This is a genomic window from Sodalis sp. RH21, assembly GCF_047324175.1.
Taxonomy (GTDB): domain Bacteria; phylum Pseudomonadota; class Gammaproteobacteria; order Enterobacterales; family Enterobacteriaceae; genus Acerihabitans.
The window spans coordinates 995475-1016791 of record NZ_CP178732.1 but is presented as its reverse complement, the minus strand read 5'-3'; the positions used below and the strand labels follow the sequence as shown (position 1 = coordinate 1016791).

Here is a 21317-nt window from a genome sequence, read left to right as displayed (position 1 = left end):
TATCCCGGTCTGTTTAACGTTTATCAAGCATTGAGGTAATGACGTCGCCCGCTAACTGAATGACGAACACGATGATCAGGATCATCACGGTCGCCACCAGCGTGACGTCGTTGTGGTTACGCTGGAATCCTTCCAGATAGGCCAAATTGCCCAACCCGCCGGCGCCGATAACGCCGGCCATGGCGCTGTAGCTGACCAGCGCAATCAGGGTAACGGTAATGCCGGACACCAGGGCGGGCGAAGACTCCGGCAGTAAAACGCGAAAGATCAGCGTGCTGACGCGCGCGCCCATGGCGCGGGACGCTTCGATCACCCCTTTATCCACTTCGCGTAAACCAATCTCCACCAGGCGCGCGTAAAACGGCGCCGCGCCGACGATCAGCGCCGGCAACGCCGCGTTGGCGCCCAGAATGGTGCCGATCAGAATTTTGGTAAACGGGATCAGCAAGACGATCAGGATAATAAAAGGAATGGATCGGAACACATTCACCAGTACCGAAATCACCCCGTACAGCGTGCGGTGCTGGAACAGGCCGCCGCGGGCGGTAAGAAACAGCGCCAGTCCCAGCGCGATCCCCAGCACAAAGGTCGCCACGCCGGATAGGGCGGTCATATAAAGGGTTTCACCGGTGGCCGCCCACAGCTGGGCCGGTTGCAGGTGAGGGAATAGGGACTCAATCATGATTAACGACCTCGGCGGCGATGGCGTGTTGACGCAAATCCGCCAGGATAGCGGTCAATTGATCCGGACTTGCCTCCACGTGCAGCCACAGCTCGCCGAAAATGCCGTTGGCGGTCTGGGTCATTTTGCCGTGCAGAATATTAAACGGCAGGCGGTAACGCAGCGTCAGTTCGGCCACCACCGGCTGATGGGTGCTAAGGCCGATAAACGTCAATTTAAGGATGATGCCGGGCAGGCCCTTGACCAGCAGCGGATTAAAAGTTTGTTCAATATCCTGATACTGGCTGACCTGGCGGACAAACTGTTGCGTAATCACCTGCTGCGGATGGGTAAATACCTCCAGCACCTCGCCTTCTTCCACGACCCGGCCCTCTTCCATGACCGCCACCCGCTGGCAGATTTTGCGCACCACGTGCATTTCGTGGGTGATTAGCACAATGGTAAGGTTGAGCTGGCGGTTGATATCCAGCAATAAATCCAGAATGGAATCGGTGGTCTGGGGGTCCAGCGCCGAGGTGGCTTCATCGCACAGCAGCACCGCCGGATTATTGGCCAGCGCCCGGGCAATGCCCACCCGCTGTTTTTGTCCGCCGCTGAGCTGGGAAGGATAGGCTTTTTCCCGCCCCTGCAACCCCACCAGCGCCACCAGTTCCGCGACCCGCTTGGCGATAGCCGCGTTGGAAGCGCCGGCAATCTGCATGGAAAAGGCGATATTCTCACTGACCGTGCGCGACCACAGCAGATTAAAATGCTGGAAAATCATGCTGATTTTCAGCCGGGCCTGGCGCAGCTGCTCGCCGCCGGCCTGGGCAATATCCTGCCCGGCGACCATGACCGAGCCGGAAGTGGGTTTTTCCAGCCCGTTCAACAGGCGAATCAGGGTGCTTTTGCCCGCCCCGCTATAACCGATAATGCCGTAAATCTGGCCATGCGCGACGCGCAGGCTGACATTATCCACGGCTACGATCGGCGTCTTGTCGCCCTCGAATATTTTGGAAACGTTCTTAAGAACGATCATAACGCTTCGGTCCTTTTAACCGCCGCCGACTAGGCTAATGTGCTGATTAATTGTTCTGATTATTTTTTGTTATTTATTCGTGCGGCTAATAGCCATCGGCATAGTAGGATAACCGGCCGGCCGGCAGAAGAAACAATAAAATATTAGATATAGTTAATTCTTATATACCCCTCAGGCATTGCTTTATAACACAATTACCCATGATAAGTAGGCTATAAATCATACTATTTATCGACTTTACCGGCTGGGTTATTTACTTATGCCGTTTTCAGAATTGGATATTTAGATATGTTGTTTTAACTTGCGGTTTAATTGCCTGATATTGGTTTTGACGATTTCCAGCTGCTTATTTTATAGGGATTACCATGCAAAAAAAATATCGTCTGAATACTGTGAACCATAATTTGGCCTTGGCATTATCGTTAATTTTGCTTACCGGCTCCGCCGGCGCGTTGGCCGCCGGGGATACCCCGGTCCAGGGGGGCACCCTGATTTATCTTGAGCAGCAGGCGCATACCAATCTTTATCCGCCGGCCGGCGGTTTTTATCCCAACGGCGGTATTCTGAATCAGATTACCGATAAATTGACCTATCAGAATCCCAAGACATTGGCCATCGAGCCATGGATTGCCGAGTCCTGGACCGCCAATGCCGATAAAACCCAATATACGTTTAAAATCCGGCCGGGCGTCACCTTCTCGGACGGCACGCCCCTGGACGCCAACGCGGTAGCCAAAAACTTCGATACGTATGGATTGGGCAATAAAGACCTGCATTTACCGGTATCGGAAGTGATTAATAACTATGACCATAGCCAGGTCATCGATCCCCTGACGGTAACCTTCTTCTTTAAAAAATCATCGCCGGGCTTCCTGCAGGGCACCGCCACCATTGGTTCCGGCTTGGTGTCGCTGGCGACCCTGGGACAGAATTTCGATGCGCTGGGCGATGCCCGGCATATTATCGGCTCCGGCCCCTTTGTCGTGGATAAAGAAACCCTGGGACGCGAAGTGGATTTGCGCGTACGCCCGGATTATCGCTGGGGGCCAAAGAACCTGACGCAGCAGGGCCGGGCCAATCTCGACGGCATAAAATTTATCGTGACCCCGGAAGATAGCGTGCGCATCGGCGCGCTGCTGGCGGGCCAGGCCGACTTTATCCGCCAGGTTCAGGCCTATGACGAAAAGCAGGCCACGGAACAGCACTTTACCCTGTATGCCGCGCCGACGCGGGGCGTGAATGACGGTATCTCCTTCCGGCCGGATAACCCGCTGGTGTCAGACGTGCGGGTACGCCAGGCATTGCTGCACGCCACCGATACCAAACAGATTGTCGATACGCTGTTTTCCCCCAGCTATCCGCAGGCCGCTTCGGTGATTGCCGCCCCGGCGGCGGGATTCGTCAATCTGGCGGATAAACTGAAATTCGACCCGGCGCAGGCGAAAAAATTGCTCGATGACGCGGGCTGGAAGCCCGGCGCCAACGGGCTGCGCGAGAAGGACGGCCAGGCGCTGTCCCTGACGATTTACGAATCGCCGCCGCAGCCGCAAAACAAAGAGGTGCTGCAACTGGTGTCGCAGCAATGGAGCCAGGTGGGCGCGCGGCTCAATATCCTGGCGGGGGATGCCGGCAGCAAAATCGCCGATAGCCTGGACCCGCTGAAAACCCCGGCCAACGTGGTGGAAGTGGGCCGCGCCGACCCGGACGTGATTAAAAGCCAGTTTTACCCCACCAACCGCGACGCGCTGCTGCAAAAAGGCGGCCTGAGCAGCAAGGTGAAAAGCTTCAGCGACGACAAGCTTAATGCCCTGCTGGTAGCCATCTCCGCGGAAGTGGACCCGCAAAAACGGCTGCAGCTGGCGGGAGATGCGCAAAATTACCTGATCGATCAGGCTTATGTCATCCCAATCTTTGAAGAGCCGCAGGTGTTTGCCGGCGCGCCTTATCTGCATGGGGTGAATTTCGAGGCCGTGGGCCGGCCGGCGTTTTACGGCGCCTGGTTGGCAAAACATTAAGCCGCGCCCTACCGCTAAAGCATAGGAGATTGTAATGAACCGTTATTTATCCAGCCGTATCGGCCAGGCCGTGCTGGTGCTGTGGGCGGCCTTTACCGTCTCCTTTATTTTATTGCAGGTCTTGCCGGGCGACGCCATTCTGATTAAATTCCAGAACCCGGATATGGGCCTGAGCCCGGCGCAAATCGCCGATATGCGGGCGATATACGGCGCCGATGTGCCGCTGCTGCAACAATATCTGCATACGGCCGGCAACGTCCTGCGCGGGGACTTCGGCTATTCGGTCCAGGCGGGAGTGCCGGTGACCGAACTACTGTCCGCCAATTTCCCCCCCACCCTGCGCCTGGCGGTATTGGGCTTTCTGCTGGCCTCCCTGCTGGCGGCGAGCATCGCCTTTCTCTCCAGCCTGACGGTGTTCAGCTGGTTGCGCACGCTGCTGCACGCCCTGCCGTCGCTGTTTATCTCCATCCCGACCTTTTGGCTGGGCATCGCCCTGATTCAGGTATTTTCCTTCCGGCTCAAGTTAATTCCGGTCATTAATCCCGGGGAGTGGGAGGGGCTGATATTGCCGATTATCACCCTGGCCATTCCCATCTCCGCCCCGCTGGCGCAGATCCTGATCCGCAGTATCGATGAAGTACAAACCTTGCCTTTCGTGGCGGTGGCCCGCGCCAAAGGGGCCAGCCGCGGCGGAGTGCTGTGGCGGCACGTGGGGCGCAACGCCATTTTGCCGGCGCTGACCATTGCCGGTTTGTTGTTGGGCGAGTTAATCGCGGGCGCCCTGATCACCGAAACGGTGTTTGGCCTGGGCGGACTGGGGCAATTAACCCAGCAGGCGGTGAATAATCAGGATGTGGCGGTATTACAGGCCATTGTCATTATTTCCAGCGCCGCTTTCGTGGCCATCAATTTACTGGTGGATTTGGTCTACCCGCTGCTCGATCCCCGTCTTAGAATTACCACAGGAGCCGCCGTATGAGCAGCTTGCCGCTAAATACCCCACCGTCCCCCGCCGCCTCGCCCCTCACGCCGCCGCCCGTGCGCGATGCCGGGACGACGCGCCGGCGCCGTTTTTCCGTATTCCGGCCCGGCCTGCTGCTGGCCTGGCTGGTAATGGCGGTGGTGATCCTCTGGGCGGTGGCGCCCGGTTTATTCACCCCTTATAGCGGCACCGAGGGCATTGCCGGCGCGCAGCGATTGGCGCCGGGTGCCGGCCATTGGCTCGGCACCGATCAACTGGGCCGGGATCTCTACGCCCGGATCGTCTATGGCGCCGCTTATTCTCTATCGGGGGCGCTGGTGGCGGTGGCGCTGGGGCTGGTGCTGGGCACCGCGCTGGGACTGGCGGCCGGGGCCAGCGACGGCGCCACGGATAGCATAATCATGCGTATCGTGGATGTGTTGCTGTCGATCCCCGGCCTACTGCTGTCGCTGAGCATTATTATCCTGCTGGGCTTCGGCACGGTGCATGCGGCCATCGCCGTGGGGATCACGTCGGTGGCCAACTTCGCCCGACTGGCCCGTTCGGAGGTGGTGCGGGTACGCCGCAGCGACTATGTCGAGGCGGCCTACGGCAGCGGCGGCACCTTTTTCGCCGTGCTGCGGCGCCATATTTTGCCCAACTCCCTTACGTCGGTGATTGCGTTTTCCGCCCTGCAGTTCGGCAACGCGATCCTGGCCATCTCGACCCTGAGTTTCCTCGGTTACGGCACGCCGCCCCCCACGCCGGAATGGGGGCTGCTGATTGCCGAAGGCCGCAATTACATCTCCACCGCCTGGTGGCTGACCACCTTCCCCGGCGTGGTGGTGGTGATCGTGGTGCTGTCCGCCAACCGCATCAGTCAATCCTTTGCCCGGAGCCAGCGATGAGTCTGTTTCAAAGCATTACCGGCGGGTTATCCGCTATCGCGCCTTTTATACGCCCGCCGGCCGGCGATAGCATGCCGGTACTGGCGCTGGAGGATGTGTGCATCGCGTATCAAAGCGACGGCCAAAGCCAGCGGGTGGTGCATAACGTTTCATTCGGCATCCATCCCGGCGAAGTGGTCGCCCTGGTGGGGGAATCCGGCTCGGGCAAAACCACCACCGCCCAGGCGATTATCGGCCTGCTGGCCGAGAACGGCCGCCTGGAGGAAGGCAGCATCCGCCTTAACGGCGTGGATATCAGCCGCTGGTCGCAGCGCCGTCTCGACAGCGTGCGCGGCGCGCGCATCAGCCTGATTCCCCAGGACCCCACCAGTTCGCTCAATCCGGTCAAGACCATCGGCAGCCAGGTGGCCGAAATCCTGGCGATCCACCGCTCGGCGCCGCGCCGGGCGCGTAATGCCATGGTGATTGAATTACTGGCCCGCGTAGGGCTGTCCCATCCGGAATTGCGCGTGGGACAATATCCCCATGAGCTGTCGGGGGGCATGAAGCAGCGGGTGCTGATCGCCATCGCCATCGCCCTTAAGCCGACGCTGATTATCGCCGATGAGCCCACCAGCGCCCTGGACGCGACGGTACAAAAACATATTCTCGACCTGATCGATGAACTGCGCCATGAATTCGGCACCGCCGTGCTGTTTGTCACCCACGATTTGGCGGTGGCGGCCGAACGGGCCGACCGCCTGCTGGTATTCCGCCACGGCCGGGTGCAGGAGCAGGGTATAACCGCCGACGTGCTGCGCGCCCCGCGGCACGAGTACACCCGGCAGCTGTTTAACGATGCGCCGGCGCTGGCGGCGCTGCGCCAGCCGGCCCCGCGCCCTGCCCTGGGCGCCGTGCGCAAAAACCCGGCGGGTTCGCCGGCCATCGTGGTGGAGCACGTCAGCCACTCGTTTGCCCTGGGGGATAAATCCGCGCCGGCGTTGCGGGCAGTGGACGACGTGTCGTTTCGCGTCGAACGGGGCACCACCCATTCGCTGGTGGGGGAATCCGGGTCGGGTAAAACCACGCTGGCGCGTATCCTGCTGGGTTTTCAGCGTCCCGGCGCCGGCAGGGTATTAATCGACGGCACGGATATTACCCGGCTCAAAGGCGAAGCCCTGCGCCAGCTGCGCCAGAAAATCCAATTGGTCTATCAAAATCCGTTCGGTTCCCTCGACCCGGCGCAGCGTCTGTTCAAGGTCATTGAAGAGCCGCTGCTCAATTTCGCGCCCGTCAGCCAAAGCGAACGCCGCCGCCGCGTCGAAGAGATGGCCGAACGCGTGGCGCTGCCCCTGGGGCTGCTGGAGCGTAAACCGCGGGAGTTGTCCGGCGGACAGCGCCAGCGGGTGGCCATCGCCCGGGCGCTGATCCTGCAACCGCAAATCCTGATCCTTGATGAAGCCACCTCGGCGCTGGATGTCACGGTACAAGCGCAAATCCTCGCCCTGCTGCAACAGTTGCAAGAGCAGTTGGGCCTGACCTATTTATTTATCTCCCATGATTTAGCCACCGTGCGCCGCATTTCCCACAGCGTTTCGGTGCTCTATAAAGGACAGCAAGTGGATTTCGGCGCGGTAGAACAGATATTCAGCCGGCCCGGCAATGCCTATACCCGCGAGTTAATCAACGCCATCCCCGGCCATCGTCCATTCCCCGCCGCCGGGCGGACGCAACTAAGGACTGAGTCATGAGCAATAAACGATTAGGCTTTTTTACCCGCCTGCTGGACAAGACCAGCGCGCAGGAGCGTTATCGCCTGGCGACGGCGCAGATTATCCATGCCGAAAAACTCGGCTTCGACACCGCCTGGGTCGCCCAGCACCATTTTCACGCAGACGAGGGCGGCCTGCCCGCGCCGCTGATATTTTTAGCCCAGGTGGCGGCGTTGACCCGGCATATTCGCCTGGGCACCGGGGTCATTACCCTGCCGATGGAGCTGGCGCTGCGGGTGGCGGAGGACGCGGCGGTGCTGGATCTGCTGTCGGACGGCCGGCTGGAAATCGGCCTGGGCTCCGGCGGCACCCCGTCCTCTTTTCCGCCCTTCGGACTGGAAAGCGGCGAGCGCGGCGCCGTTTTTGGCGCCAATCTGGCGATATTGCTGGCGGCCTGGCGCGGGGAAAACCTCGGCACCGCCGGCGATAACCATCTCTACCCGTCCGCTCCGCAATTAGCCGGCCGGGTATGGCAGGCGACCTTTTCGGTGGACGGCGGCGCCCGCGCCGGCGCCGCCGGCGACGGCCTGATGCTGTCGCGCACCCAGCCCCGCCCCGCCCACGCGCTGGATTTGCCGCTGGACGCCATCCAGAATCCGATTATCGATGCCTATCTGGATGCGTTGCCCGACGGAGTGGAACCGCGCATTCTCGGTTCGCGCACCGCCTTTGTCGCCGATGACGGCCACCAGGCGCGGCAATTGGCGGAACCGGGCCTGCGCCGCCAGGCGGAACACGCCCGCGCCGGCGGGCAAATCCTTGACGGCGACCGGCTCGATGATTTTATCGCCGCCTTTGATGTCCATCTCGGCACCCCCGGACAGGCGCTGGCGTCGCTACAGCGGGACACCGCCCTGGCGCGGGTGACCGATTTGGCATTCCAGGTACATTCCATCGACCCGCCCCATCCTTATATTCTGCGCTCCCTGGAGCTGATAGCCGAAACCGTGGCGCCGGCGCTGGGGTGGACAAAATCGTCCGCCCGCCGTGCCGATGCGCCGACCGATCACCACGACACCGTCTCACAGGAGAGAATATGACCAGCACCTTAGCGACCGCGGATCTGCTCGATCAACTGGCGGATATCGCGCCGGACTCGCCGCTGGCGGCGGCCCGCATCACCCGTGACGCGGCGACCCGGCATATCCAGGGCAGTTACCGGGCACTGTTCACCGCCGGCGACGGCATCGATTTTACCCTGCCGGAGCGGCTTGAAGTGGCAAGGCAGGTGGCCGTGGGGCACGGCGACAGCCGGTTGGCCGATTATTACGCGACGCAGCAGGCCGTACTGGCCCCGCCCACCGGCACGGGCAAATTGCAGGCCGCCCTGGCTCACGCCGATCGCCTTACCCACCGTCCGGCCGGCGCCGCCCCCGAACATCTGGCGGAACTGCGCCGGGTGGGCTGGTCCCCCGACGCTATCGTCACGCTTGCGCAACTGGCGGCCTTTGTCAGTTTCCAAAGCCGGCTGCTGCTGGGCTACCGGCTGATCGGCAACCAGCCGGCGGAGCACGCCCAGGCCCCATTGCCGGTGGCCGGCGCCTGGCGCACCGGCGGACGCACCCACTCGGGACGCTCCGCTCCGCGCGCCTTTACCCAACAGGAACTGGGCTGGGAGCCCTGGCTAAACCCCAAGCCGCTGGCGGAGTTTAGCCCGGCGCAGCAGGCGGTGCTGGTAAGCAACGGCCATGCGGACTCCGACTATTTCCGCCTGCTCGGCCGCAATCTGCCGGTGCTGGAGCAGCGCACGCTGGCGGATAAAGGCATTTTTTATACGTCCGGCGGGCTCGCGCGCAAAGAGCGGGAACTGGCGGCGGCGGCGGCCAGCAAAATCAATGGCTGCATCTATTGCGCGTCGGTTCATGCCCGCAAGGCCAGCCAATTGTCCAAACAAACCGACGCCGTCCAGCATCTGATTGATACCCCCGCCGGCGAGAGCCTCGGCCAGGGGCAATCACCGCGTTGGCAGGCGGAAATAGAATTTGCCGCCGCGCTGTCCACTACCCCCGCCGGGGCCAACGGACAGCAGATCGCCCGGCTGCGCGAACTCGGTCTTAGCGATTTGGAATTGCTGGATCTGGTGCAAGCCGCCGCTTTTTTCGCCTGGGCCAACCGGCTGATGCTGACGCTGGGCGAGCCGTTCGACGATTAATCCCGCGCCCTGACGGCCCCCGCTCCGCGCAAATACGCCCTCCTCGTCCCGCCGGGACGAGGAGCGTTATTACATGGAGCGCCGGACAGTGCTGGCGGCGGTAATAAAATTGACACAACTTTACATATAGAATAATTAGTTATTGTCCATAACTTATTAATAATATCCCTCCCAAAGTAATTCCGCTATTTTCCAAAACAGCAGGCAGGGTATCTCGGCGAATTATTTATTAAATAGTCTCTCAACAAGGGTTAAAAATAATGAGCACAAGCGGAAATAGCGGCACGGCGATAAAATATCCCGACGAACGGGAATCGGCACGATGGTGGCGGCAGGAAGACTGGTGGTCGATAATATTGTCACTGGTGCTGATTGCCGCCGCCTTTATTCTCTTTAGCCAGGGCGGCAGCCTAAAATGGCTGGCCACCGGCCCGGCCAAATGGACCACGTTAAGCGAAGCGGGGACTGATTTGCTGAACCGGCTGCCCGCCTTGCTGGGCCTGTATATCGTATGGGCGCTGTTATTAACCCTGAGCAGCGCGGTGATTGGCCATTCCGCGAAAAAATTCCTTGGCGGCTTTACCGTATTATTTATCGTTGCGGTATTTATATTCCAGCTGGGAGCCTGGGCCAGCGCGTCGCGCTATAACCTGGAACCCCCGTTATTGGCATTGGTGCTGGGATTGGTGGTCTCCAATATTTGGCAAATCCCGGATTGGCTGGCACGCAGCCTGCGCGTGGAATATTTTATCAAAATCGGGATCGTGCTGTTGGGGGCGACGCTGCCGCTGACGTTAATACAATGGGCCGGACCGGTGGCCATCGGCCAGGCGACCATTGTTTCGCTGGTGACTTTTTTGGTTATTTTTATCACCGCCCGGTTATTGGGCCTGGAAAACCGCTTCGCCGCGGTGCTGGGCGTCGGCGGCGCGGTGTGCGGCGTGTCGGCGGCCATCGCCGTGGCGGGCGCCGTGCGCGCCCGGCGGGAACAGGCCTCGGTCGCTATTTCGCTGGTGATTATCTGGGCCATAATTTCCCTGCTGGTATTGCCGTTTGTCGCCCGGTCGCTGGGACTGTCCACCGGAGTGGCCGGCGCCTGGATAGGCACGTCGGAATTCGCCGACGCGGCCGGGATAGCCGCCGCGCAAACCTATAGCGACTTGGCCGCGCATTCCGGCGGAGCCATCGCCGGCAAACCTGAAGCCGCGGTGCAAGCCTTTACGCTGATGAAAGTCATCGGCCGCGATATCTGGATCGGTATCTGGGCCTTTGTGCTGGCTATCGTCGCCACCACCTGGTGGCGCAACGAAGGCGAAGGGGTTTCCGCCCGCGCCGGCGCCGGCGAGATCTGGCGGCGTTTTCCCAAATTCGTGATCGGTTTTGTGCTCGCGTCCCTGTTTGTGACCTGGCTGAGTAGCCATTACACGCTGGCGGAATATCGCAGCACCGTCACTCCGGCCTTTATTGCCCCGATTACCGCGCTGCGCACCTGGGCATTTATCTTCTGCTTTTTAAGCATCGGCCTCAGCACCCGCTTCAGCACCCTGACGACCACCGGCCTGCGTCCGTTCTGGGCCTTTACCGTCGGCGTGATCGTTAACGTGATCCTGGGGTATATCCTCTCGGTACACGTCTTCGCGGATTTCTGGAACCAATTGGGTAATCTGTAATGACAGCCGCCGCGGACAACCGCAGCGGTCGGGACGCCCGCTGCCGGCATTGCCGGTTTTGCCGCCATGACCGCGCAAGCCTGGAATCGGAAATCCCCGGCCTGGCGGCGCTGGGATCGGCGTTCGGCGCCAGCCTGGGCGACTCGCGGCTGTGCGGGCGCCATGACCGGTTGATCTCCCCCGGCGATAGCTGCCGGGACTTTTCTCCCGTTTAACCGGCGGGCGCCATATCATATAAAACGGGCCGCGATGCGGCCCGTTGTCATGGTGCCAAACGGCTTTGCCATCTGGCTTATTTACAGTTCCAGCGCCTGGCGTACGGCGGGCAGTCCCGGCTGTCCCTGGCGGGTGGTCACACCGTCCAGCCAGGCGGCCAGCACTTCCGGATGCTGTTTAAGTTCCTCGCGTGCCGCCTGGTCGGGGGTTTGTTTATCGTCCAATACCCGTTTGATAATCCGGTTTTCCAGATCGACATTAAACGTCAGTTGGCTAAATAGCCGGCCGGTATTGGGGCATTGGGTACTGAAGTCCTTGCGGGTCACGGTATTGACGGTGGCGCTGCCATAATTCGGCCCAAAATAGCTGTCGCCGCCGCTCAGATAAGTCAGCTTGTAGCGGGTGTTCATCGCATGGGGCTCCCAGCCGAGGAAAACAATCCATTGCTGTTTGCCCTGCGCCCGCTCCACCTGCGCCAGCATGCCGCTTTCGCTCGATTCCACCAGCGTCCAGCCGGTCAGGTTAAAGTCATGTTTATCTAGCATTTTTTTAATATTCTGGTTAGCGGGCGCGCCGGGTGCGATGCCGTAGATTTTATGATCGAACCGGTCGGCGTACTTCGCCAGATCGGCAAAATCTTTTACCCCGCCCTGCGCCACATAGTCCGGCACCGCCAGGGTGAACTTGGCGCTATTAAGATTGGCGCCCACCACTTTTACCGAGCCGTCACGGGTATATTTTTCAATCACCGGCTGCTGAGCCGGCATCCAGTTGCCCAGAAAAACATCCAGCTGGCCGGTTTTCAAGCCCTGGAAGGCCAGCGCCACCGAAAGATTCTGTACCTGTTGCCGATAATCCAGGGCCTTGAGCACTACCCCGGCCACCGCATTGGTGGCGCCGATATCGGACCAGCCGGGGTCGGACATATTTACCGTCTCGCAGCCGGTCCCGCCGGCGGCAAACGTCTGGATCGGCAGGCCAATCGCCAGCGATAAACCTAAAGCCATAACAGCAGCGTGCGCGCGCATAGTCGTCCTTATCATCAAGATTTGAGCGTTGAGGGCGGGCGCGGATAGCGCGCCAGCGCTTCCTGCTCGTCCAGGGTTTGGTTATTACGGATAAAACGGCGGCTGGCATCCTGGTGGGGCTGGTAGTCCCATTCGGGCCGCCCGCCATTCCCCAGGGCCTGGTTGAGAAAGCGCCGGGCGCGCTGGCTGTCCAGGACCTGCCGGTTAAGGGCCTCCAGATCCCAATGCTGCTCCACCTCGCGCTGGAACTGCCCGGCCTGGGCTTGATAGGCCTCGACCGCGGCCAGATTTTGCAACTCCAGGGGGTCGCTTCGCAGATCGAATAATTGCGCCGCTTCGCCGGGAGAGGCGATATATTTCCACCGATCGCGGCGAATCATCACCATCGGCGCCAGCGCCCCCTCGGCGAGGTATTCGCTATACACGCCGTCGGGGCCGGTCCCGCCGATCAAATGGGGCACCAGGCTATGGCCGTCCAGCGGGGCGCCCAGCTCATCGTCGGCCTGCGGGCGGCCTGAAGCCAGCTCCACCAGGGTCGGCAGCAGATCCACCAGCGATACGCTCTGGGTGATGCGGCGAGGCGCGAAGCGTGCGGGGGCGTGCACGATCATCGGCACCCGAGACGCCCCTTCGAAGAAGTTCATTTTGTACCACAGGCCGCGCTCGCCTAGCATCTCGCCGTGATCCGATATCAGGATGATAATGGTATCGTCGGCCAAGCCGGTGGCGTCCAGGGTATCCCGCACCAGGCCGAACTGATCGTCGACATAAGACACCGCGCCGTAATAGGCATGCCGCGCCCGGCGGATCTGCCCATCGTCCAGCAGGCCGTCGGTTAACTGATACATTTGCCGCAATCGCTGCGAATGGGGGTCGGCCGGTACATCCTGCGCCCCTACCGCGGGCAAATCGATATCCTGCTCGGCATAGCGGTCCAGGTAACGACGGGGGATGGCAAACGGATCGTGGGGGTGGGTCAGCGACATCAATAATAAAAACGGCCGGTCGCTATCCCGCCGCGCCAGATCGAATAGCTTTTGCCGGGCATGGAACACCGCCTCATCGTCAAAATCCAGCTGATTGGTGCGGATGCACTCGCCGGCATCCAATACCGAACTCATATTATGATACCAATCCAGCCGCCGCTCGGGGGCGCGCCAGTCCGGGGTCCAGCCGAAATCCGCCGGATAGATGTCGGTGGTCAGGCGCTGGTCGAAACCGTGCAATTGATCCGGACCGCAAAAATGCATTTTACCGGCCAAATAGGTCCGGTAACCCTGTTGACGTAAATAGTGGCAAAAGGTGGGACTTTCGGCGCGAAATTCCGCCGCATTATCATACACGCCGTTACGGGATATTAATTGGCCGGTCATTAAGGATGCGCGGGAGGGCGCGCATAATGGACTATTACAATATGCCGAGTTAAATACCACGCCTTCTTGCGCCAGCTTATCAATATTTGGCGTCAGGCTGACTTTATTTCCATAAGCAGAAAGCGCGCCAGCGGTCAACTGATCTGCCATAAGAATAACGATATTCGGTTTTTTGCTAAGCATAGTTAAAATTCGCTTTAAATAAATATTCAGCTCGATGTTATTTTTATCGCACAATTATTTTTTGCTGTGAACCGGTTAATTTCTTATAGGCCTATAAGGAGACTTTATGTCAAACAAGTTTCGGCTGCCGCCATTACAGGCGCTGGCGGTTTTCGAGGCGGCGGCGCGTCACCTTAATTTCACCGCCGCCTCGCTGGAGCTGGGTTCCTCGCAGCCGGCGGTAAGCCAGCGGATAAATCTCCTGGAAAATCAATTAGGGGCCAAGCTATTTGAACGCCGCCACCGCGGCGTGGTGCTCACGGCCACCGGCGAACAGCTCTATCAAATCGTGCGCTCCAGCCTGCAGGAAATAAGCCAGCAAATTGAAAAAATTCAGCTTAAAAAACAGCGAGATGTCTTACGTATCGATACCGACATGGGCTTTGCCAGCTACTGGCTGCTGCCCAGGTTAAATCAATTGCAGCGCCTGATCCCCAACGTCGATGTACAGATTTCCACCTCGCCCAATGAATTTTCGCTGCGCGACAGCAGCGCCCATTTGGCTATCTCGTTCGGCGATGGCCAGATCCCCGGCTGCCGCAGCGATAAGCTGTTTCCCGAACTGGTCGTGCCCGTATGCAGCCCGCAGTTCGCCGCCCGCCACGGCAATCCCGCCACCCCGGAAAGCCTGCTGCGCCTGCCGTTGCTTAACCTGCCGGATACCCGCCCGGCGCGCTGGCTCAACTGGCATGAGTGGTTTCGCGGGCAGCGGCTGGAACCCGATGACGACGTCACATCGCTGACTTTTAACGCTTATTCGCTGGTGATCCAGGCGGCCCTGAAAAGCCAGGGCGTGGCATTGGGCTGGAAACCCCTGGTGGATCAATTTTTGGAAAGCGGTGAATTGGTCACCTGCGGCGCGGAATTTAAAACTGACCGGGGATATTATTTAATCCAGCCAGGGCAGGAAACCAGCAGCCTGGTTTATCGGAAAGTTAAAGAATGGTTAATTAGTGAATCTTTCAGTTTTAAACAGCACGGTATAAACAAATCCCCTTCGGTAACTGTGGTTTAAACTATTTAGTTATAACTCATACGATAATATTTTATTGCCTGTCGCTTTTTTCTTATAGCCTGTGCTTATGGCTACCCCATTGCAGCAATAAAATAATTCATGAATGAGACGCTGTTACAGATCGACCAGCTCTATAAAATATTCGGCCCCGATGAAAAAAAAGCCCTGCTGTGTTTACAGCGGGGCGAAAATCCAACGGAATTATTTGCCCGGCACGGCTGGTCGGTAGCGTTAAACAATATTTCGTTAACCGTCGACCGCGGCGAAATTTTCGTCATTGTCGGCCTGTCCGGCTCGGGAAAATCCACCCTGCTGCGCACGATTAATCGCCTGATCGCCCCGAGCGCCGGCGAAATATATTTCAACGGCGTGGGCATTGCCGCGCTGGCGGAACCGGATCTGATCCGGCTGCGCCGGCACGAAATGGGCATGGTTTTCCAGTCATTTGCGCTGCTGCCCACCCGTACGGTGCTCGATAACGCCGCGTTCGGTCTTGAACTGGCGGGCGTCGGCAAAGCGCAGCGCCATCAGCAGGCGCTGGCGGTGCTGGCGCAGGTCGGGCTGGCGCAGGTGGCCGGACAAATGCCGCATCAGCTTTCCGGCGGCATGCAGCAACGGGTCGGTTTGGCGCGCGCGCTGGTGGTCAACCCTTCTCTATTATTGATGGACGAGGCTTTCTCCGCCCTGGACCCCATCAATCGCCGGGAAATGCAGGATCTATTGCTGCGCCTGCAGGCGGAACGGCAGCGTACGGTGATTTTCGTCACCCATGATATCGAGGAAGCGCTGCGTATCGGCAACCGTATCGCCATTATGGAGCATGGCCGGGTGATCCAGACCGGCACCGCCGAACAAATCGTCAACGCGCCGGCCAATGCTTATGTACGCCGCTTCTTTTCTGGGGTCGATACTTCCCGTTATGTGCTGGCGGAGAATTACGCCGATGCATTCAGCCCACAGGAGCCGTCCCATGGCCAAACCCTTTGATTTCAGCGCGCAAATGGACGCCGGGGTGCGTTATTTGCTGGAACACTGCGGCCCGGTATTCGATTTTATCGCCCGGGTGATTGACGGCGTCGCCGGTTCCCTGGAGCAATGCTTAAACTTGCTTTCCCCCTGGGGATTGGCTGCCATCGCCGTGGGACTTAGCCTGTGGCGCATCGGCAAGGGCTTTGCCGTCTTCAGCGCCGTCGCGGTGCTCTACATTATTTATAGCGGTTATAGCGATCATGCCGTGGTGACGCTGGCGCTTACGCTCTCCTCGACCTTATTCAGCCTGCTGGCCGGCATCCCACTGGGCATTATGATCGCCCGGCGCCACCGGGCGGGCGTGATGGTCCGCCCGCTGCTGGATTTTATGCAGACCATGCCCGCCTTCGTTTATTTAATCCCCGCCACTATCCTGTTTGGCCTGGGCCGGCCCCCCGGCATTTTCGCCACGGTGCTGTTCGCCATGCCGCCGGTGGTGCGCCTGACCGATTTAGGCATCCGCCAGGTGGATAAAAGCCTGATTGAGGCGGGGCTGGCATTCGGCTGCACCCGCCGGCAGCTATTATGGAAAGTGCAGTTGCCCAATGCGCTGCCCTCCATTATGGCCGGCATAAACCAAACCATTATGATGGCGATGTCCATGGTGATTATCGCTTCCATGGTGGGCGCCGGCGGTTTGGGTAATGACGTGCTGACCAGCATCCAGCAACTGGATATCGGCCAGGGGCTGCAAAGCGGCATGGTGGTGGTGCTGTTGGCCATGCTGCTCGACCGGTTGTCGGCCAGCCTGATAAGGCGACCCCGGGGTTAATACTCGTTTTTTTAGTTACTTTATTTTTTTAATCGGGTAAGCACAAGAATTAACCGCTGCATAATGGTACTTTTTATAAAGCGACTGGGCATAGGAACAACTAAGTCTGGTGTATTCGCCTACTTACAATTGAGAAAAAAACGTTATTATGCCATTTTGGCGTATATCAATAGCAGAAATTAAGCTTTGTGAAAATTGTCATAATCATGCAATGTAGGCTACGCCCAAACAATGCGGCGCAATTTTCGACTTAACCAAAATACGTGGTTAATTAATTGTTAAAACGATCCGCTGTTATTCAATCAGGCAGGTTACGCTAATCGGCGGCCGGCTCTGTGAATTGCCTGGCGCGCGGCCTTTTGCCGGTTGAAGCGGGGAATAATTTAAAGGAATTTATTATACCAATTTGACAATTATGTAGCATTTTTGCTCAATTTATCGATCTGGCCCCCAAGCCCAGGTACCGGACTTATGCAGCTAACCTCCTATTATGCATTGGTACTTTTCGATCTATTTCTTTATTACCTTAAGAAAAAAAGGGGGATTTGTGATGGCTCTCAACTTTTAAATCTGTATGACAAGTTAATGTAGCGTCGCGCTCGATAGGCCCGGGTACCGGGAGTAGCGTATAGCACTAAAAATGAGTCACTAACTGATTTAATGAAAAGTTCACAATCTTCATGCTGCTTAAGCTGATACTATCCTCCGAAATTAGACGACAGGGTAAGATCGGTTGAACTAAAACTGCGCGTTATCTGAACTTTAATTTCAATTAAAAATGCTGGTTAGCCCAGGACATCAGCCATCAATAGGATGAGTCCTTTTACTTAAACTCGAGAGTATTTGGTAAGGATATAGTAATGAAGAAGATAGCATTGGCCGTTTTAGCCACGTTGATTACTCCAGCTCTTCACGCCGCAGAGATTTATAACAAAGACGGTAATAAGCTGGATTTTTACGGAAGTATGCGTGCGCGTCATTATTTTAGCGACAATAAAACTATCGATGGCGACGCCAGCTATGTCCGCCTCGGATTTAAGGGCCAGACCCAGATTAACGATGATCTGACCGGTTACGGCCAATGGGAATACAACGTCCAGGCGAATAACACCGAAGGCGGCGCCGATGCCACCAACGGCACCAAAACCCGTCTGGGCTTTGCCGGCTTGAAGTTAAAAGACTTTGGTTCAATCGATTACGGCCGTAACTGGGGCATCGCCTACGACGTCGCGGCAATCACCGATACCGCGCCGATCTTTGATGACCTGACCTACAGCTACGCCGATAACTTTATGACCGGTCGTTCCACCGGCCTGTTGACCTATCGCAATAACAACTTTTTTGGCCTGGTTGACGGCCTGAAGTTTGGTTTGCAGTATCAGGGCGCCAACGACGAAAACTCCAGCAACGCCCGTGCCGCCAGCAAGGCTAACGGCGATGGCTACGGCGTGTCGGCATCTTATACCACCCCGATTGATATTACCGTACTGGGCACCTATGCCACGTCCAAACGCACCGCCGTGCAGCAAAACATGCAATACGGCGACGGCGACACCGCCGACGTCTGGGCTGGCGGCGTGAAATATGACCATGCCGGCGTTTATTTTGCCGCATTGTACGGTGAAGGCCGTAACCTGACCCCGATTAAATCCGCCGGTTTTGCCAACAAAACGCAAAACGTGGAAGCAATCGCCTCTTACCTGTTTGATTTTGGCCTGAAACCGATGTTCGGTTACTTCCAGTCAAAAGCCAAAGATGTTGAGGGCGTGGGCGACACCGATCTGGTGAAATACTATGACGCGTCCCTGACCTACTTCTTTAATAAGAACATGAGCGCCTATGCGGATTACAAGATCAACCGCCTTGATGATAACAACCCGCTGGGTATCGCCAGCGACGATCAGTTTGGTGTTGGCTTGACCTACCAGTTCTAATCTAAAAGCGGTCTTGCGGCCGCTGCGGATAGCTGACGAACCCCACCCTGGTGGGGTTTCGTTTTTTTAGCCGCCTAAGACCGCAATCGAGAGAACCCCCCGCCAGCCCGTCATTATCATCTCTTTAACCATAACGACTTAGCCCATCCGCGGTTCTGTTTCTAAGCTTGGTGTGTTTAACGGCAATTGCTGCCACACCCCAAATGAGGAAATATATGGACATCCCCGCACTCTCACCCGCAGGCCTTAACTCAGGCGCTGTAAATGGATTCGACCACTCCGGGACGCAAAATAAAGTGCTGTTCGAACAATGGGATAATTGGGGCAAACAGGCCCCGGCCGGCAATGCGGAACTGCGCGACAGCGCCGTCAGCCGGTTGAAAGACTGTCTGGAGCGCCGTGCCAACTACCTGAATTTAAATTGTCTGAATCTTTCAAGTCTGCCGGAAAATCTGCCCCCCGACGTGCTTCAATTGAAAGCGGGCAACAACCCCCTCGCCGCCCTGCCGGAAAACCTGCCGGAGGGGTTGCAGGAACTACACGTGGACAACACGGCCCTCGCAGGCTTGCCGGCCAGCCTGCCGCCGGGGTTGAAAGTCCTGTACGCCACCGGCACCAAGCTGACGCAGTTGCCGGATAATCTCCCCGCGGGGCTGAGAGCGCTGCACCTGGATAACAGCCCGCTGAGCGCCCTGCCGGCAACCCTGCCTGAACAATTGCGGACCTTGTTTGCCGGCGGTTCCGAACTGGCCGGCCTGCCTGAAAATCTGCCGTCCGGGTTGCAGGCCTTGCATCTGGACAATACCCCCCTGGCGAGCCTGCCGGGCAATCTTCCCGCCTCATTATGGGGGTTGTCTGCCGGCGGCACCCAGCTGACCAGCCTACCGGACACTTTGCCGGCGGCTTTGCAGATGCTGCGAGTAGACCATACGCCCCTGGACAGCCTGCCGGCCCGGTTGCCGCCGAACCTGCAAAATTTGGATCTCAGCGCGACCCAGTTGACCAGCCTGCCGGATACCCTGCCTTCCGGGCTACAGACTTTACAGTTGAATAACACATCCCTGACCAGCCTGCCGGACAATTTGCCTGCCGGGCTACAGACTTTGCAACTGAATAACACATCCCTGACCAGCCTGCCGGACACCCTGCCTTCCGGGCTACAGACTTTGCAGCTGAATAACACATCCCTGGCCAGCCTGCCGGATACCCTGCCTTCCGGACTACAGACTTTGCAGCTGAATAACACATCCCTGACCAGCCTGCCGGACAATTTGCCTGCCGGGCTACAGACTTTGCAGCTGAATAACACATCCCTGGCCAGCCTGCCGGACACCCTGCCTGCCGGGCTACAGACTTTGCAGCTGAATAACACATCCCTGGCCAGCCTGCCGGACAATTTGCCTGCCGGGCTACAGACTTTGCAGCTGAATAACACATCCCTGACCAGCCTGCCGGACAATTTGCCTGCCGGGCTACAAATTCTGCAACTCGATAACACGCCGCTCAATAGTTTGCCGGAAAACTTACCGTCGGGCTTACAGGAACTTTATGCCACCAAGTCCGCGCTGGCCAGCCTGCCGGCCGTCCTGCCGGCGGAGTTAAAAATTATCCATATCGATTATACCCAGGTAAGCAGCCTGCCCGCTTCGTTGCCGGCGGGCCTGCAAGTACTGCGGGCCAGCTACAGCCAGTTGGCGAGTTTGCCGGCCGGTTTATCGCAGACATTAAAACTGTATATTGCCAATACCCCGCTGGCCGTCCTGTTCGAATCCCTGTTTCCCGGCAAATTATCATCAACGGGACGTCTGCCCGCCGGTTTTCTGGCGGAAGGGTTAACGGCCGGCGGAGCGATAGGCGGGGCTATTGGCGGCTTGCCTGGCAATACCCTGGCGGGAGGGATAACCGGTCAAGTAACGGCTGCGGGCGGTTCGGCGATCGGTGGCATAGCGGTCGGCGCAGTCAAGGGCGAGCCATCGGCAATGCAAACGCTGGATATCACTAAAATTCCCTTTAGCCGACAATCATCCGATTCCAACGCCTCGTCCGTATCGGATTACGATACGGTCGGCTGACTATCCCGACGCCCGGCCACGCCGGAAACCGGCACGGCCATTTACCCTGGCCGGCGGATAAATGCGTCGACCATAAAAAAAGCGGCCTGAAGGCCGCTTTTTTTATTACCATCCGGCGGCCGCGGGGCCGTTAAGACTTATTTATACAGCTCGGCGCTGCCGCGCAGGGTGTCATTGCCGCCTGCGGCGATGATGCGATAAGACGTCGCGTCGGCGGCATTGGCCTTGGCGGCCAGCTGCGATTCAAGATCGCCCAGGGTAGTGGTGGTAGACGTGGACACTACGCCGATACGGTGTTCGCCAGCGGGACGGCTGGTGACTTCCTGGGCGGCGAAACTACCGGCGGAAACGGTGCTCAATACGATGGCTGCGATGGCTAATTTCAGGTTTTTCATAATAAATTATCTCGATCTGGTTGATGTTATTCGGCTGGACGTTAATTTGTTAACGTTCGATAAATAAATAATAGATGCTCGCCCGCTTCAGATCAAGTATTATT

Annotated in this window: 18 protein-coding genes; 13 read left to right on the top strand and 5 right to left on the bottom strand. The window is 58.3% G+C overall.

Annotated elements, in window-relative coordinates; genetic code table 11:
- Positions 1-13 precede the first annotated feature (13 nt).
- Both ACL2XP_RS04650 and ACL2XP_RS04645 read right to left on the bottom strand, forming a co-directional pair.
- On the bottom strand, positions 14-682 hold the full coding sequence (locus ACL2XP_RS04650) for a methionine ABC transporter permease (protein WP_413737394.1): 669 nt from the start codon (positions 680-682) through the stop codon (positions 14-16).
- The gene (locus tag ACL2XP_RS04645; RefSeq protein ID WP_413737393.1) at positions 675-1700 is read right to left on the bottom strand and encodes a methionine ABC transporter ATP-binding protein; all 1026 of its coding nucleotides are present in this window, start codon (positions 1698-1700) and stop codon (positions 675-677) included. Before ACL2XP_RS04645 ends, ACL2XP_RS04650 begins: the two co-directional genes overlap by 8 nt.
- 365 nt (positions 1701-2065) lie before the next feature.
- Between ACL2XP_RS04645 and ACL2XP_RS04640 the strand changes: the two genes are divergently transcribed.
- The 8 genes from ACL2XP_RS04640 (at position 2066) to ACL2XP_RS04605 (ending at position 11372) form a co-directional block, all read left to right on the top strand.
- Positions 2066-3715, top strand: a complete 1650-nt coding sequence (locus tag ACL2XP_RS04640) for a TIGR04028 family ABC transporter substrate-binding protein (protein WP_413737392.1) — start codon at positions 2066-2068, stop codon at positions 3713-3715.
- Positions 3716-3749: 34 nt separating this feature from the next.
- A complete protein-coding gene (locus ACL2XP_RS04635; RefSeq protein WP_413737391.1) occupies positions 3750-4694 on the top strand; it encodes an ABC transporter permease in 945 nt (314 codons plus the stop codon).
- Complete coding sequence (locus ACL2XP_RS04630; RefSeq protein ID WP_413737390.1) at positions 4691-5584, top strand: ABC transporter permease; 894 nt, start codon at positions 4691-4693, stop codon at positions 5582-5584. Before ACL2XP_RS04635 ends, ACL2XP_RS04630 begins: the two co-directional genes overlap by 4 nt.
- Before the next feature lie 71 nt (positions 5585-5655).
- Complete coding sequence (locus ACL2XP_RS04625) at positions 5656-7314, top strand: dipeptide ABC transporter ATP-binding protein (protein ID WP_413739083.1); 1659 nt, start codon at positions 5656-5658, stop codon at positions 7312-7314.
- Positions 7311-8375 carry a putative FMN-dependent luciferase-like monooxygenase gene (locus ACL2XP_RS04620; RefSeq protein WP_413737389.1) on the top strand — a complete coding sequence of 355 codons (1065 nt, stop codon included), beginning with the start codon at positions 7311-7313 and terminating at the stop codon, positions 8373-8375. The genes ACL2XP_RS04625 and ACL2XP_RS04620 overlap by 4 nt, the downstream gene beginning before the upstream one ends.
- Entirely contained in the window at positions 8372-9487 is a 1116-nt protein-coding gene (locus ACL2XP_RS04615; protein WP_413737388.1) for an alkylhydroperoxidase domain protein, read from the top strand. The genes ACL2XP_RS04620 and ACL2XP_RS04615 overlap by 4 nt, the downstream gene beginning before the upstream one ends.
- A 260-nt stretch (positions 9488-9747) precedes the next feature.
- Complete coding sequence (locus ACL2XP_RS04610) at positions 9748-11157, top strand: YeiH family protein (protein WP_413737387.1); 1410 nt, start codon at positions 9748-9750, stop codon at positions 11155-11157.
- Positions 11157-11372 (top strand): hypothetical protein, encoded by a 216-nt coding sequence (locus ACL2XP_RS04605; protein ID WP_413737386.1) that lies wholly within the window; start codon positions 11157-11159, stop codon positions 11370-11372. The genes ACL2XP_RS04610 and ACL2XP_RS04605 overlap by 1 nt, the downstream gene beginning before the upstream one ends.
- An 81-nt stretch (positions 11373-11453) precedes the next feature.
- Here ACL2XP_RS04605 and choX read toward each other — a convergent pair whose 3' ends face one another.
- Both choX and betC read right to left on the bottom strand, forming a co-directional pair.
- A complete protein-coding gene (choX, locus tag ACL2XP_RS04600; protein WP_413737385.1) occupies positions 11454-12380 on the bottom strand; it encodes a choline ABC transporter substrate-binding protein in 927 nt (308 codons plus the stop codon).
- A 35-nt stretch (positions 12381-12415) separates the two neighbouring features.
- The gene (gene betC / locus ACL2XP_RS04595; RefSeq protein ID WP_413737384.1) at positions 12416-13957 is read right to left on the bottom strand and encodes a choline-sulfatase; all 1542 of its coding nucleotides are present in this window, start codon (positions 13955-13957) and stop codon (positions 12416-12418) included.
- Positions 13958-14063: 106 nt separating this feature from the next.
- Between betC and ACL2XP_RS04590 the strand changes: the two genes are divergently transcribed.
- The 5 genes from ACL2XP_RS04590 (at position 14064) to ACL2XP_RS04570 (ending at position 20818) form a co-directional block, all read left to right on the top strand.
- Positions 14064-15011 carry a choline sulfate utilization transcriptional regulator gene (locus tag ACL2XP_RS04590; protein ID WP_413737383.1) on the top strand — a complete coding sequence of 316 codons (948 nt, stop codon included), beginning with the start codon at positions 14064-14066 and terminating at the stop codon, positions 15009-15011.
- A gap of 99 nt (positions 15012-15110) precedes the next feature.
- Positions 15111-15998, top strand: a complete 888-nt coding sequence (locus tag ACL2XP_RS04585) for a quaternary amine ABC transporter ATP-binding protein (protein WP_413737382.1) — start codon at positions 15111-15113, stop codon at positions 15996-15998.
- Entirely contained in the window at positions 15982-16812 is an 831-nt protein-coding gene (locus ACL2XP_RS04580) for an ABC transporter permease (protein WP_413737381.1), read from the top strand. The genes ACL2XP_RS04585 and ACL2XP_RS04580 overlap by 17 nt, the downstream gene beginning before the upstream one ends.
- Before the next feature lie 860 nt (positions 16813-17672).
- Positions 17673-18746 (top strand): porin, encoded by a 1074-nt coding sequence (locus ACL2XP_RS04575; RefSeq protein ID WP_413737380.1) that lies wholly within the window; start codon positions 17673-17675, stop codon positions 18744-18746.
- 215 nt (positions 18747-18961) lie between these two features.
- The gene (locus tag ACL2XP_RS04570) at positions 18962-20818 is read left to right on the top strand and encodes a hypothetical protein (RefSeq protein ID WP_413737379.1); all 1857 of its coding nucleotides are present in this window, start codon (positions 18962-18964) and stop codon (positions 20816-20818) included.
- A gap of 137 nt (positions 20819-20955) precedes the next feature.
- Here the strand turns inward: ACL2XP_RS04570 and bhsA are convergent, their stop codons facing one another.
- Complete coding sequence (bhsA, locus tag ACL2XP_RS04565) at positions 20956-21213, bottom strand: multiple stress resistance protein BhsA (protein WP_413737378.1); 258 nt, start codon at positions 21211-21213, stop codon at positions 20956-20958.
- Positions 21214-21317 lie beyond the last annotated feature (104 nt).

Coding starts and splice junctions, on each gene's coding strand:
- choX (WP_413737385.1), bottom strand. CDS start 12,380: ATGGCTTTAGGTTTATCGCTGGCGATTGGCCTGCCGATCCAGACGTTT.
- ACL2XP_RS04630 (WP_413737390.1), top strand. CDS start 4,691: ATGAGCAGCTTGCCGCTAAATACCCCACCGTCCCCCGCCGCCTCGCCC.
- ACL2XP_RS04570 (WP_413737379.1), top strand. CDS start 18,962: ATGGACATCCCCGCACTCTCACCCGCAGGCCTTAACTCAGGCGCTGTA.
- bhsA (WP_413737378.1), bottom strand. CDS start 21,213: ATGAAAAACCTGAAATTAGCCATCGCAGCCATCGTATTGAGCACCGTT.
- ACL2XP_RS04580 (WP_413737381.1), top strand. CDS start 15,982: ATGGCCAAACCCTTTGATTTCAGCGCGCAAATGGACGCCGGGGTGCGT.
- ACL2XP_RS04610 (WP_413737387.1), top strand. CDS start 9,748: ATGAGCACAAGCGGAAATAGCGGCACGGCGATAAAATATCCCGACGAA.
- ACL2XP_RS04650 (WP_413737394.1), bottom strand. CDS start 682: ATGATTGAGTCCCTATTCCCTCACCTGCAACCGGCCCAGCTGTGGGCG.
- ACL2XP_RS04585 (WP_413737382.1), top strand. CDS start 15,111: ATGAATGAGACGCTGTTACAGATCGACCAGCTCTATAAAATATTCGGC.
- ACL2XP_RS04645 (WP_413737393.1), bottom strand. CDS start 1,700: ATGATCGTTCTTAAGAACGTTTCCAAAATATTCGAGGGCGACAAGACG.
- ACL2XP_RS04615 (WP_413737388.1), top strand. CDS start 8,372: ATGACCAGCACCTTAGCGACCGCGGATCTGCTCGATCAACTGGCGGAT.
- ACL2XP_RS04640 (WP_413737392.1), top strand. CDS start 2,066: ATGCAAAAAAAATATCGTCTGAATACTGTGAACCATAATTTGGCCTTG.
- ACL2XP_RS04620 (WP_413737389.1), top strand. CDS start 7,311: ATGAGCAATAAACGATTAGGCTTTTTTACCCGCCTGCTGGACAAGACC.
- ACL2XP_RS04605 (WP_413737386.1), top strand. CDS start 11,157: ATGACAGCCGCCGCGGACAACCGCAGCGGTCGGGACGCCCGCTGCCGG.
- ACL2XP_RS04625 (WP_413739083.1), top strand. CDS start 5,656: ATGCCGGTACTGGCGCTGGAGGATGTGTGCATCGCGTATCAAAGCGAC.
- betC (WP_413737384.1), bottom strand. CDS start 13,957: ATGCTTAGCAAAAAACCGAATATCGTTATTCTTATGGCAGATCAGTTG.
- ACL2XP_RS04635 (WP_413737391.1), top strand. CDS start 3,750: ATGAACCGTTATTTATCCAGCCGTATCGGCCAGGCCGTGCTGGTGCTG.
- ACL2XP_RS04590 (WP_413737383.1), top strand. CDS start 14,064: ATGTCAAACAAGTTTCGGCTGCCGCCATTACAGGCGCTGGCGGTTTTC.
- ACL2XP_RS04575 (WP_413737380.1), top strand. CDS start 17,673: ATGAAGAAGATAGCATTGGCCGTTTTAGCCACGTTGATTACTCCAGCT.